This window comes from Nioella nitratireducens, from assembly GCF_001879715.1.
Classification (GTDB): Bacteria; Pseudomonadota; Alphaproteobacteria; order Rhodobacterales; family Rhodobacteraceae; genus Nioella; species Nioella nitratireducens.
In genome coordinates, this window is the sequence record NZ_MNBW01000005.1 from 157,640 (window position 1) to 170,228 (window position 12,589).

A 12,589-nucleotide genomic window follows, 5' to 3' on the forward strand; every position below is an offset into this window, starting at 1 on the left:
CGCGTCGATGCACCGCTTGCCAAGCCTGCCGTCGCGGCCCCATATGCGCCCCAAGACGCGAGACCAAGGAGACAGCAACATGATCGGACGGCTCAACCACGTGGCCATTGCGGTCCCAGACCTGGCGGCCGCTTCGGCGCAATACCGCGATACGCTCGGCGCCAAGGTGAACCCGCCGCAGGACGAACCGGACCATGGCGTGACCGTGGTCTTCATCGAACTGCCGAATACCAAGATCGAGCTGCTTTACCCCTTGGGCGACAACAGCCCGATTGCCGGGTTCCTTGAAAAGAACCCCGCGGGCGGCATCCATCACATCTGTTACGAGGTCGACGACATCCTGGCCGCACGCGACAAGCTGCAAGCCGCGGGCGCGCGCGTTCTGGGGTCGGGCGAGCCCCGGATCGGGGCCCATGGAAAACCGGTCCTGTTCCTGCACCCCAAGGATTTTACCGGCACCCTCGTGGAATTGGAGCAAGTCTGATGAACTGGTTTACCGCGCTCGTCCTGCTCGCCGTGCTGTGGTTCATGACCCTGTTCGTGATCCTGCCGATCCGCATGAAAACCCAAGGCGAAGAAGGCGAGGTCGTGCCCGGCACCCCCTCTTCCGCGCCCGCGAACCTGTCGCTGAAGCGCAAGTTCCTTGTCACGTCAGCCGTGGCCGTCGGTGTCTGGGCCGTGATCCTGTTCGTGATCCTGTCGGGCTATGTCACCCGCGAGGATCTGGACCTCTTCACCCGGTTCGGCGGGCACCTGTACCACTACTAAGCCGGTGGAACAGATGGGTGAAAGTGGCGGCGCCAAGGATCGGCACCACAAGGTTCACCACAGGGATGGTCAGCGGGATCGCCATCAACACCCCGGCGGCGAAAATCTCGATCCGGTTGCGGCGGCGAAACTGACGGGCGCCCGCCGCATCGAGGCGACGCAGCGCAACCATCTGCGCGTATTCCCGGCCCAGAAGCACACCGTTCACACCCCAGAACAGCAAGGGCGAAATCGGCGCGAAGATCAGGTAGACGATCAGCGCCAACAGGTTCACCACGATCACCACGCCCAGAAATTGCAGGGCGTCGATGATGCTTTCCACGATGCCGACGGGCCGTGCCGGGGGCAGGGCAGGGTAATGCCGGTCCTCCACCGCATCGGCGATCTGGTCCAGAAAGATGCCGATAAAGGCGGTTGCCACAGGCACCATCAGAAAGACCGACGCGATCAGCATCACCGGAATTGCCGCCCATGACAACGCCGTGTCGATGCCGCCGACCTCGCCGATCCATGGCAGGCTCAGCGTGTCTGGCACGATCCAGCCGATGGCCAGCGTGAAAAGCCAGTAGACCCCCACCAGCAGCGCGACGGTCAGTGCCAGCCCGAACAGCAGCACGCGCAGAAAACGCGGGTCCGACAGTTGCCGCAGCGCCTTGAGGACATCGTCGAAAATCATGCGCTGACCCATTCGGTCAGGGCGGCCACGTCCGGGCGTGGGCGTTCCGGCGGAACTATGGTCTCGGTGCCAAGATGGATAAACCCGGCGACGATCTCGGTTTCTGCCAGCCCCAGTCCCCGGCTCAGGAAGGCGCGGTCGAAAGCCATCCAGTCGGTCAGCCAGTTCGCGCCCCACCCGCAGGCGAGCGCGGCATTGACAAGCGACAGGCAGGCCGCGCCCGCGCTTAGCACCTGTTCGGTCTCGGGCACCTTGTCCGAGGGCTTGGGCACCGACACCACGGCCACAACCAGATGCGCGTCGGCAAAGGCGCGGGTGGATTTCTCCAGCTTCTCGGGGCCAAGCGGGCGATCGGCCCCGATTTCGCGCGCCAGCGCCGCCAGCCGCGTGCACGCGGCGCGTTCCAGCACAAGGAACCGCCACGGCTCCAGCTTGCCATGGTCGGGGCAGCGTGCGGCGGCGGTCAGCAGCGTGTCCACCGTGCCCCGGTCCGGCACGGGCGCGCGCAGCGTCTTGGCCGGGCGCGAGCGGCGTGTCAGAAGAAAGTCGAGCACCTCGGGGCGCGCGGAGAGGGGGGAAATATCAGCCATGCTGTCCTTCGTTCGTCGGTCAAGGGACATGTCGGCAGACCGGGGCGCAAGGTCAACCCTTGGCCCGTCGCAAAAAGGGCGAATTCCGATCCGGACCCCGCCCCCCGTTTGATAATTTTTCCCGACAGACCTGTCAGAAATTTCCGACGCGCCTGTCGGAAATGCCGCTACTTGGACGCCTTCTTGCGCGTGGTCTTCTTCTTGCCGCCCTTGGCCTCACGCTCGACGATCAATTCCATCGCCATATCCATGGTCACGTCCTCGGGCTTAACGTCCTTGGGGATGGTGGCATTGACCTTTTCCCACTTCACGTATGGCCCGTAGCGCCCTTCCATGACATTCACCGCGCCGCCGCGTTCCGGGTATTCACCCAATTCTTTCAGGGCCTTGGCAGCCGCACGGCCACCGCCGCGCGCGCGTTTTTCCGCCAGCAGTTCCACGGCCCGGTTCATGCCGATTTCGAACACGTCATTGGGGTCGCGCAGGTTGGCATAGGTGGGTTTCGCCGCGCCTTCGGCGTGGTGCATCACATACGGCCCGAACCGTCCGAAATTCGAGCTGATCATGTTGCCATCTTCCGGATGCGCCCCGATTTCCCGTGGAAGACTGAGCAAAGTCAATGCCTTATCAAGGTCCATCTCATCAGCGGCCCACCCCTTGGGCAGCGAGGCGCGCGGCGGCTTCTTGTTCTCTTCCGTCACCTCGCCCTTCTGCACATAAGGCCCGAACCGCCCCGAGCGCAGCGCCACCGCCTCACCCTCGTCATGCCCCAGCACCTTGTCGCCTGCCTGCGCGTCGGCATCGCCGCCGATGGGGCGGGTGTAGCGGCATTCGGGGTAGCGCGAACAGCCCACGAAGCCACCGGTGCGCGAGGTTTTCAGGTGCAGGCTGCCTTCGCCACAGAGCGGGCAAACGCGTGGATCGGTGCCGTCTTCGCGGGGGGGATACAACTGCGGGGCCAGTGCCGCGTCGAGCTTGTCGAGCACCTCGGTGATGCGCAGCTCCGAGGTTTCCGCGATGGCCGCCGAGAAATCGCGCCAGAATTTCGCCAGCACTTCCTTGTAGTTCAGGTCGCCCGCCGAGATCTCGTCAAGCTCTTCTTCCAACTCGGCGGTGAACTCGTAACCCACGTATTTCTTGAAGAAATTCAACAAGAAGATGGTGACGATGCGGCCTTTGTCCTCGGGGAAAAGGCGGTTCTTGTCCTTGCGCACATATTCGCGGTCCTGGATCGTGGTGATCACCGACGCATAGGTAGAGGGCCGGCCAATGCCGAGTTCTTCCATCTTCTTGACCAGCGTCGCCTCGGTATAACGGGGCGGCGGTTGGGTGAAATGCTGTTGTCCCAGAACCGCGCCATCGTCCGACAGCAAGGCCGTGCCATCTTGCGTCAGGCGGCTGTGTTCTTCGGCCATGGCGGTGCCGACCTTGTTAACGGCCTCGCCCTGCATGATCTGCGGCAGGCGGCGATCATCGTCCGAGGCCGCCACATCGTCGCGCCCTTCTTCGTAGACCTTCATGAACCCGTCAAACAGCACCACCTGACCGGTCGCGCGCAGCACCACCTGTTCGTCATCGCTGCTGATATCGACCGTGGTGCGCTCCAGCCGCGCGGCCTCCATCTGGCTGGCGATCGTCCGCTTCCAGATCAGGTCATACAGTTTCTTCTGGTCGATTTCCGACACGCGCAGATCGTCGGGGGCCTTGGACATCTCTGTGGGGCGGATACATTCGTGGGCCTCCTGCGCGTTTTTGGCCTTGTTTTTATACATGCGCGGGCTGCTTGGCAGGTAGCTCGCGCCGTAGCGATCCTTGATCGCGTCGCGCGCGGCCATCACCGCCTCGGGTGCCATGTCGATGCCGTCGGTCCGCATATAGGTAATGTGCCCGGCTTCATACAGGCGCTGTGCCGCGTTCATGGTCTGCCGTGCGCCAAAGCCGAATTTCCGGCTCGCTTCCTGTTGCAGGGTCGAGGTCATGAACGGGGCCGAGGGGTTGCGGGTCGACGGCTTGGCCTCGACCGAGCCGACCGACAGCGCACGGGACGAGACGGCGTGAACCGCCATCGACGCGGCGGCCTCGCTGTCGAGGTCGTAGCGGTCGAGCTTTTTGCCCCCCAGAACGGTCAGCCGGGCCTCGAAGGTCTGGCCGCGCGGGGTTTCCAGCACGGCGCGCACCGACCAGTATTCGCGCGGCGTGAAGGCCTCGATCTCCATCTCGCGTTCCACGATCAGGCGCAGGCAGACCGATTGCACCCGTCCGGCCGAGCGCGCGCCGGGCAGTTTGCGCCACAGCACCGGGCTGAGGTTGAAGCCGACGAGATAATCGAGGGCGCGGCGGGCCAGGTAGGCCTCGACCAGCGGCTCATCAACCTGGCGCGGGTTCTTCATCGCCTCGGTCACGGCGCTCTTGGTGATCGCGTTGAATACCACGCGGCTGACGGCGGTCGATTTCTTGATCGCGCGGCGCTTGGTCAGGGCCTGTTGCAGGTGCCACGAAATCGCCTCGCCCTCGCGGTCGGGGTCGGTGGCGAGGATCAGGGTATCGTCGTCCTTCAGCGCGTCGGCGATGGCCTTGACGTGCTTCTTGCTGTCGTTTCCGACCTCCCATTTCATCTCGAAGTCATGCTCGGTGTCGACCGATCCATCCTTCGGGGGCAGGTCACGGACATGCCCGTAAGAGGCCAGAACAGTGAAGTCGCTCCCCAAATACTTGTTGATTGTCTTAGCTTTAGCCGGAGATTCGACGACGACGACGGGCATTCAGAAACACCTTTTGGAAACGCAATGAGAGTGGCGCGGGAACATGTGGCGAGCATCCGGCCCTTGTCAATGCGTCTTCGGAAAAAGATACTGCGACCTTTCCAGCGGCTGAGCTGTCGGTCGCGGTCAGCGTCCGCGTTTGGCGTTCCGGTCCTGCCGGATGTGTCCAAGCGAGATCAGCCCGCCCGGCTGGCGCGTGACCTGCCCCTCCAGTTCCATTACCGCCAGTGTCGTCGCGGCCTGTTCCGGCGTCAGGCCGAGGTCGCGCAACAATTGGTCCTCGGCCACTGGCGACGGCCCCAGTTGCGCAAGGATCTGGCTGTTGAGCGCCGCACGGTCACGCCATGGGCGCTCGGGTTGCGGCGGGGGAAATGGCAGGTCCGGGGTCTTGGGCGTGCGGCTTGGCGTCGTGGCGGGACCGAGGGTCTCGATCACGTCTTCGGCCCCGCGCACCAGCGTGGCGCCGTCGCGGATCAACAGGTTGCACCCCGAGGCGCGGGTATCGAGCGGATGGCCGGGCACGGCCAGAACATCGCGCCCCTGATCAAGCGCGTTGCGCGCGGTGATGAGCGAACCGGACCGCGCGGCGGCCTCGACCACCACCACGGCACGCGCAAGGCCCGAGATGATGCGGTTGCGCTGCGGGAAATGGCGGGCTTGCGGCCCAAGGCCAAAGGGTTGTTCCGACAGGCGCAAACCCCGGCGGCCGATGTCGTGGGCCAGTTCGGTGTTTTCCGCAGGGTAGATCACGTCCAGCCCGCCCGCCTGCACCGCGATGGTGCCCCCGTCCAGCGCGGCGTGATGGGCGATGGCGTCGATCCCGCGGGCAAGGCCCGAGACGATGGTAAAGCCCGCGCCCGACAGGTCCGCCGCCAGCCGCCGTGTCATGCGCGCCCCGAGGGAAGAGGCGTTGCGCGTGCCGACCATGGCGATAGCGGGGCGTGCGAGCAGGTCGATGTCACCAAGCGCCCAGAAGAGGGGCGGGGCATCGGAGCAGTCGGCCAGCAAGGCCGGGTAGCCGGGATCACCGAGCGTGATCATCTTTGCGCCAAGACGCTTTGCGGCGCGGATTTCAGCGCGGGCGGCGGCCTCGCTGCATGGGGCATAAACTTTCACCCCGGCGGCGAGTGCCACATCGGGCAGGGCGGCGAGGGCGGTGGCCGCGTCGCCATGTTCGGCCATCAACCGCCGAAAGGTGGCAGGGCCGACCCGGCGCGAGCGGATCAGGCGCAGCCGGGCAAACCGGTCCTCCTGCCCTGCTGGGGGCGCCGGGCAATAGGCGCTGGCCGCCTCGAAAAATCCGTCGTCGAGATCCATCCTCATGAGTCGGAAGGTTAGGCCCCGAGAGGTTAACAGCCGGTTTACGGCACCGGGTCAGTCCACGATGCCGACGTGCTTGGCGAACACCCGCAGCCGCAGCCGGAACGGCCCGGCGGAACTGTCGACATCGGTGACCACGGTTCCGGTCTCCTGCCAGCCGTGGCGCAGGTAGAACCGCGCGGCGAGGTCATTGCCAATCCCGACATCCAGCCGCGCCATGCCAACCCCGCGCGCCGCAAGCCGTGCTTCGCCATTGGCCAGCAATCGCGCCGCCAGCCCGGTGCCACGGGCGGCGGGGGTGACGAACAGTTGATACAGTTCATCGTCGCGGATCGCACAGAACCCGAGCGGGTCCGGCGCGGGCCCGGCCATCCGGATATCCGGCAACAGGGCGTGCAGGCGGCGCGTGAAATCCGCCTCGGTGCGCAAGGCGGTCAGCGCGGCGGGCGTATAGGCAGCGTGGGCCTCGTGCCAGCCCCGATGCCAGAGCCGGGCCAGACCGGGCAGGTCATCCGGGGTTGCGGGCCGAATGTCGGTCCGGGTCATGCAGCCGAGCCCCCTATGGTCAGACCTCCGATCAACACGGTGGGCTGCCCTACGCCCACCGGCACCCATTGCCCGGCCTTGCCACAGGTGCCCATGCCGGGGTCGAGCGCCATGTCATTGCCGATCGCGCGGATCTGTTGCAGCGCGGTGGCCCCGTCGCCGATCAGCGTGGCACCCTTTACAGGTGCGCCGACCTTGCCGTTCTCGACGCGATACGCCTCGGTACAGGAGAACACGAACTTACCGTTGGTGATATCGACCTGCCCGCCGCCGAAGCCCACGGCGTAGATGCCATCCTTGACCTCGGCCACGATATCGCCGGGGGCCGTTTCGCCACCCAGCATATAAGTGTTGGTCATCCGCGGCATCGGGGCGTGGGCATGGCTTTCCCGGCGCCCGTTGCCAGTGGGGGCGACCCCCACCAGGCGGGCGTTCTGGCGGTCCTGCATGAAACCCACCAAGACGCCGTCTTCGATCAGCGTGGTCCTGGAAGAGGGCGTGCCTTCGTCGTCGACGGTAAGCGACCCGCGCCGGTCGGGGATGGTGCCGTCATCGAGCACGGTTACACCCTTGGCGGCAACCTGCTGTCCCAACAGGCCCGCGAAGGCCGAACTCTTCTTGCGGTTGAAATCGCCCTCCAGCCCGTGGCCCACGGCTTCGTGCAACAGGATGCCGGGCCAGCCGGGTCCAAGCGCCACATCCATGATCCCGGCGGGTGCCGGAACCGCGCCCAGATTGACCACGGCGATGCGCAGGGCCTCTTGGACCAGTCCTTTCCAATTGTCGAGATCCAGCCAGTCGGCCATGTCGATCCGGCCACCGCCACCGGCGCTGCCGGCCTCTCGGCGACCGTTTTCCTCGACGATGACCGAGACGTTGACGCGCACCATGGGGCGGGTGTCTCCGACATGAATGCCGTCAGGGCGCAGGATCTCGACCTCTTGATGCGATGCAGCGAGGCTGACCGACACCTGCACCACGCGTCGGTCGAGGGCGCGGGCGAAAGCATCGACCTCTTTCAGGATGTCGAGCTTGGCCGCGAATCCCGCGCCGGCCATCGGATCGGCGTCGGTGTAGAGGCGTTGATTCGTCTTTGCGGGGGCGTCAGACCAGGTTCCGCCGCCATTCCCGACCGCCAGCCGCGCGGTTTCCATTGCGCGACGCAGCGCGTTTTCCGAGATTTCGGTTGCGTGCGCATAGCCCGCAACCTCGCCCCGCACCGCCCGCAACCCGAACCCTTCCGACGCGTCGTAGCTGGCGGTCTTGACCCGGCCGTCGTCGAACAGCAGCATCTCGGACCGCTTGCGTTCAAGGAAAAGCTCGCCATCGTCGGCCCCCTCGGTGGCCGCGCGCAGGATCGAGAGCGTGACGTCCTTGTCGAGCTGCGTCTCGAAGGGGCGGAAGGGGGCGGTCTGGGCCATGGCGGAAACCTTTCGGAGCCGGAGAAAATGATCCATGTCAATTAAAACGGTCAAATCGACCGGGTGAGACATTTTTCACCACTGTCTTGTCATGAACCCATCTATATGGTTCATCAGCAGATAATCGCAACGGGGAGGAGCAGGGCCTGGGACGGCCCCTCTCCGCAAGGACAGGACGAAAAACATGCGACTTCTTTCGAAGCTGAACGGCCTTTGGGCCGGTGTTGGTGCAACACTCGCGGCGGGTGCCGCAACTGCACAATCCGCCCCTGAGGGCCTGCAAATCATCGGCGCGCCGACGGATGGCGAAATGGGCTTTCAGCCTGCGGCGACCAACCTCGCGGCGCAAATCCATTTCCTCGACGGGATGCTCAACTACATCATCGCCGCCATCGTGCTGTTCGTTCTGGCCCTGCTGCTTTGGGTCGTTCTGCGCTACAATGCCCGCTCGAACCCGACACCGGCGACCTTCAGCCACAACACCCCGGTCGAGGTCACGTGGACCTTGGTGCCGCTGGCCATTCTGGTCTTTATCGGTGCCTTCTCGCTGCCCGTTCTGTTCAACCAGCAGGAGATTCCCGAGGGCGACGTGGTCATCAAGGCCACCGGGTATCAGTGGTACTGGGGCTATGAATACCCCGAGGAAGACATCGACTTCATGAGCTTCATGCTGGAACGCGACCAGTTGGAAGAATACGGCTACAGCCAGGACGAATATCGCCTTGCCACCGACACTGCGATGGTCGTTCCGACCGGCCAGACCGTGGTTGTTCAGGTGACCGGCGCCGACGTGATCCACGCATGGACCGTACCCGCGTTCGGCGTGAAGCAGGATGGCGTTCCGGGCCGCCTGGCCGAACTGTGGTTCGAGGTTGAGCCCGGCATGGAAGGCATCTATTTCGGTCAGTGTTCGCAACTTTGCGGTCTGAACCACGCCTTCATGCCGATCACCGTGATGGCCGTGACCCCGGATGAGTACGAAGCGTGGCTCTCCTCTGGAGGCACCGATTTCGCCTCGCTGATGAACGGCCAGAGCGGCGACATCCAACTGGCCGCCGTCGAAGAGTAGCACGGACCCAATCAAGCTGTGGGCGGACCTGTCCCCGCCCGCGGCATTCCCTTCCAGCGTGACGAGCCAGACACCAGATGAGCGACTTTACCGCGAATAGCGATGCGACCCCGCAAGAGGCCCGGTTCGGCGATTATTTTGCCCTGCTGAAGCCGCGCGTGATGTCGCTGGTCGTGTTCACCGCCTTTGTTGGTCTGATGGTTGCGCCCGCTGGCGTGCCGCCGGTCGAGGCCTTTACCGCGATCTTGTTCATCGCGCTTGGCGGAGGGGCCTCTGGTGCGCTGAACATGTGGTACGATTCCGATATCGACCGGGTAATGAAGCGCACCGCCGGGCGTCCCATCCCCTCGGGTCGCGTGTCCGGGGGCGAGGCGCTGAGCCTTGGCCTGTGGCTGTCGGGCATTTCCGTGGTGATGCTTGGTCTGGCCGCCAATTGGTTCGCGGCCGGGTTCCTTGCCTTTACCATATTCTTCTATGCCGTGATCTACACCATGTGGCTCAAGCGCTGGACGCCGCAAAACATCGTCATCGGCGGCGCGGCAGGCGCGTTCCCCCCGATGATCGGGTGGGCCGTGGCCACCGGCGGAATCTCGATCGAGTCGGTCCTGATGTTTGCCCTCGTCTTCATGTGGACCCCGCCCCATTTCTGGGCACTGGCGCTGTTCATGAAGTCCGATTACGACGAGGCCAAGGTGCCGATGCTGACCGTCACCCATGGCCGCCCGCATACCCGCAAGATGATCTTCGCCTACACGATCCTGCTGGCACCGGTCGCCATCGCCACCGGGCTGACCGCGATCGGCGGCCCGGTCTACATGGCTGCGGCTGTCGTGCTGAACGTGATCTTCGTCAAGGGCGGCTTCGACATCTGGCGGCGCAGCGAAGAGCAGGCCGTGGCGGACGACTACAAGACCGAAAAGAAGGTCTTCCGCTTCTCGCTGCTCTATCTTTTCTTGCATTTCGGCGCGCTGCTGGTTCAGGCCGGCCTAGGCGCCTATGGCCTTGGAGGCTGGTAAGATGCCGATTACCGAAACCCACGAAATCCACACACGCCGACTGGGACGCAATGTCGGGGTCGCGCTGACCCTGATGTCCTTCGTTGCGATTGTCTTTGCGCTGACCATCTCCAAGATCAGCAATGGCAACCCGATGGAGGCATTCGATCACGCGGTTCGGCCGTCGATCACGGAACCGGAGGCACAATGACAGAGCGGCCAAAGACACCGAACAACGCCCGTGTTGTCTGGACCCTGCTTGGGGTTGTCACTTTCATGGGGGCGATGGCGTGGGCCTCGGTCCCACTGTATAACCTGTTCTGCCGGGTGACCGGGTTTGCGGGCACCACGTCGGTGGCCGAGGCGGGCAGTGACGTTATTCTCGACCGTACGATCCTGATCCGCTTCGACACCTCGACCGACCCCAGCATGCCGTGGGAGTTTGAGCCGCCGGAAGAGCCGATGCGCCTGCGGATCGGGGAAACCGGGATGGCGTTCTTCACGGCCTACAACCCGACCGACCACACGATCGCGGGCACGGCAACCTACAATGTCGCGCCCTTCACAGCCGGGGCCTATTTCTCGAAGATCCAGTGCTTCTGCTTTACCGAGCAGGTGCTGGAACCCGGTGAACGGGTCGAGATGCCCGTAACGTTTTTCGTGGACCCCGAGATCATGGACGATCCCGAGGCAAGCCACATCCCCGCTATCACCTTGTCCTACACGTTCTACGAGACGGACTTGCCAGAAGATGACTACGCCGCGCTAGACGGCGACAGTGAGTGACCACGGAAGGACCGCGCAACATGGCCCACGCTAAAAACCACGACTTTCACATTCTCCCGCCATCGATCTACCCGTTCCTCGGGGCCGTGGCCGCTTTCCTGATGCTGTCGGGCGCCGTGATGTGGATTCACGGCAGCGGCCCGTGGCTCTTTGCGATCGGCTTTGTGGCCGTTCTCTACGTCATGTTCGGCTGGTGGAAGGACATGGTGGGCGAAGGCAACAGTGGCGTCGATCATACCCCCGTGGTCCGTATCGGCCTGCGCTACGGCTTCATCCTGTTCATCCTGTCCGAAGTAATGTTCTTCGTGGCGTGGTTCTGGGCGTTCTTCAAACACGCGCTCTACCCGATGAGCGAGTATATCGGGTCGACATACACAACCCCCGAGTTCCACGCGGTTGACGCGTTCCACCTGCCGCTGATGAACACGCTGGTTCTGCTGCTGTCGGGCTGCGCCGTCACTTGGGCCCACCACGCCCTGGTGCATGAGAACAACCGCAAGGACATGATCTGGGGCCTTGCCATCGGTATCTTCCTCGGCCTCTGCTTCACTGGCCTTCAGGCCTATGAATACATCGAACTGCTGGTGCACGAAGGCTGGACCTTCGGCGGCGACCGTTTCTTTGGCACCTTCTTCATGGCGACCGGTTTCCACGGGGCGCATGTGATCATCGGTACGATTTTCCTGACCGTCTGCCTGATCCGGGCGATCCGCGGCGATTTCACGCCCGAGCAGCACGCCGGGTTCGAGGCGGCGGCATGGTACTGGCACTTCGTCGATGTGGTCTGGCTCTTCCTGTTCTTCGCGGTCTACATCTGGGGGCAGTAAGCGCTGCAATCCGGGCCGGTCGTTTGTGGCTGGCCGCGGATGCCTCTGGCACAAGTGTTTTCGCCACGAAGAAAGCCATGGCGCGCGTTATCCTTAACAAAGTCTTGAGGGCCGGCCCTGGGGTCGGCCTCTTCCGTAAGGAGGGTTGAATGCTCAAACGGATGATCTGGCCCGCGGTGATCGGTGTGGTCGGGACGGCGATCCTGTTGTGGCTGGGGGTTTGGCAGGTCCATCGGCTGGAATGGAAGCAGGACATCCTCGCCCGGATCGAAGAGCGGATTGCCGAAGATCCGATCCCGCTGCCGGATAGCCCCGATCAAACACGGGACCAGTATCAGCCGGTCACCACCTCGGGCACGATCCTGCCGGGAGAGATCCGCATTCTGGCATCGCTGCGCGACGCAGGCCCGGTCTTCCGAATCATCCGTGCTTTTGAGACCGAGGGCGGGCGGCGTATCCTGATCGACATGGGGTTTGTTCCGGAAGCGGCCCGCGATGCGTCGCGCCCCGGTGGCCCGGCTGACTTGGTGGGCAATCTCTATTGGCCTGATGAAGTCGACGGCTTCACCCCCGACCCGGATCTGGAGGCGGCGATCTGGTTCGCCCGTGACATACCGGCGATGGCGGCGGCGCTGGACACAGAGCCGGTTCTTGTGGTGGTCCGTGACCGGCCCGAGACCGACCTCGGGGCTACGCCGTTTCCGGTGGATACGACCGGCATTCCCAACGACCACTTGTCCTATGCGGTCACTTGGTTTCTGATGGCTGTCGCATGGATGGGGATGACACTGTTTCTTCTCTGGCGTATCAGCAAACGAACGATCTGAAG

The 12,589-nt window shown here is 64.0% G+C and carries 14 protein-coding genes; 8 read left to right on the forward strand and 6 right to left on the reverse strand.

The window, feature by feature from the left end; genetic code table 11:
* The first annotated feature begins 79 nt into the window (after nucleotides 1-79).
* Together mce and BKY27_RS06320 are read left to right on the forward strand one after the other, a co-directional pair.
* Nucleotides 80-484: a methylmalonyl-CoA epimerase gene (gene mce / locus BKY27_RS06315; protein ID WP_071673600.1), complete on the forward strand. Its 405-nt coding sequence runs from the start codon at nucleotides 80-82 to the stop codon at nucleotides 482-484.
* On the forward strand, nucleotides 484-768 hold the full coding sequence (locus tag BKY27_RS06320) for a DUF1467 family protein (RefSeq protein ID WP_071673601.1): 285 nt from the start codon (nucleotides 484-486) through the stop codon (nucleotides 766-768). The genes mce and BKY27_RS06320 overlap by 1 nt, the downstream gene beginning before the upstream one ends.
* Here BKY27_RS06320 and BKY27_RS06325 read toward each other — a convergent pair.
* The 6 genes from BKY27_RS06325 to tldD form a co-directional block, all read right to left on the reverse strand.
* The gene (locus tag BKY27_RS06325; protein WP_071673602.1) at nucleotides 734-1,444 is read right to left on the reverse strand and encodes an EI24 domain-containing protein; all 711 of its coding nucleotides are present in this window, start codon (nucleotides 1,442-1,444) and stop codon (nucleotides 734-736) included. The two genes, BKY27_RS06320 and BKY27_RS06325, sit on opposite strands and share 35 nt — an antisense overlap.
* A complete protein-coding gene (locus tag BKY27_RS06330; RefSeq protein ID WP_071673603.1) occupies nucleotides 1,441-2,034 on the reverse strand; it encodes a nitroreductase family protein in 594 nt (197 codons plus the stop codon). The genes BKY27_RS06325 and BKY27_RS06330 overlap by 4 nt, the downstream gene beginning before the upstream one ends.
* Nucleotides 2,035-2,201: 167 nt before the next feature.
* The gene (topA, locus tag BKY27_RS06335) at nucleotides 2,202-4,796 is read right to left on the reverse strand and encodes a type I DNA topoisomerase (protein WP_071673604.1); all 2,595 of its coding nucleotides are present in this window, start codon (nucleotides 4,794-4,796) and stop codon (nucleotides 2,202-2,204) included.
* Nucleotides 4,797-4,922: 126 nt separating this feature from the next.
* The gene (gene dprA / locus BKY27_RS06340) at nucleotides 4,923-6,113 is read right to left on the reverse strand and encodes a DNA-processing protein DprA (protein WP_071673605.1); all 1,191 of its coding nucleotides are present in this window, start codon (nucleotides 6,111-6,113) and stop codon (nucleotides 4,923-4,925) included.
* A 57-nt stretch (nucleotides 6,114-6,170) separates the two neighbouring features.
* Nucleotides 6,171-6,662, reverse strand: a complete 492-nt coding sequence (locus BKY27_RS06345; RefSeq protein WP_071673606.1) for a GNAT family N-acetyltransferase — start codon at nucleotides 6,660-6,662, stop codon at nucleotides 6,171-6,173.
* The gene (gene tldD / locus BKY27_RS06350) at nucleotides 6,659-8,083 is read right to left on the reverse strand and encodes a metalloprotease TldD (RefSeq protein ID WP_071673711.1); all 1,425 of its coding nucleotides are present in this window, start codon (nucleotides 8,081-8,083) and stop codon (nucleotides 6,659-6,661) included. The genes BKY27_RS06345 and tldD overlap by 4 nt, the downstream gene beginning before the upstream one ends.
* A gap of 184 nt (nucleotides 8,084-8,267) precedes the next feature.
* Here tldD and coxB point away from each other — a divergent pair, with 184 nt between their 5' ends.
* From coxB to BKY27_RS06380, 6 genes are all read left to right on the forward strand, one after another.
* Nucleotides 8,268-9,152, forward strand: a complete 885-nt coding sequence (coxB, locus tag BKY27_RS06355; RefSeq protein ID WP_071673607.1) for a cytochrome c oxidase subunit II — start codon at nucleotides 8,268-8,270, stop codon at nucleotides 9,150-9,152.
* A 77-nt stretch (nucleotides 9,153-9,229) separates the two neighbouring features.
* On the forward strand, nucleotides 9,230-10,168 hold the full coding sequence (gene cyoE / locus BKY27_RS06360; RefSeq protein ID WP_071673608.1) for a heme o synthase: 939 nt from the start codon (nucleotides 9,230-9,232) through the stop codon (nucleotides 10,166-10,168).
* Nucleotide 10,169: 1 nt separating this feature from the next.
* Nucleotides 10,170-10,358, forward strand: coding sequence for a hypothetical protein (locus BKY27_RS06365; RefSeq protein WP_071673609.1), 189 nt, complete (start codon nucleotides 10,170-10,172; stop codon nucleotides 10,356-10,358).
* Nucleotides 10,355-10,933 (forward strand): cytochrome c oxidase assembly protein, encoded by a 579-nt coding sequence (locus BKY27_RS06370; protein WP_071673610.1) that lies wholly within the window; start codon nucleotides 10,355-10,357, stop codon nucleotides 10,931-10,933. The genes BKY27_RS06365 and BKY27_RS06370 overlap by 4 nt, the downstream gene beginning before the upstream one ends.
* A 20-nt stretch (nucleotides 10,934-10,953) precedes the next feature.
* Entirely contained in the window at nucleotides 10,954-11,760 is an 807-nt protein-coding gene (locus tag BKY27_RS06375; RefSeq protein ID WP_071673611.1) for a cytochrome c oxidase subunit 3, read from the forward strand.
* Nucleotides 11,761-11,909: 149 nt separating this feature from the next.
* Nucleotides 11,910-12,587 carry an SURF1 family protein gene (locus BKY27_RS06380; RefSeq protein ID WP_071673612.1) on the forward strand — a complete coding sequence of 226 codons (678 nt, stop codon included), beginning with the start codon at nucleotides 11,910-11,912 and terminating at the stop codon, nucleotides 12,585-12,587.
* Nucleotides 12,588-12,589: the final 2 nt, after the last annotated feature.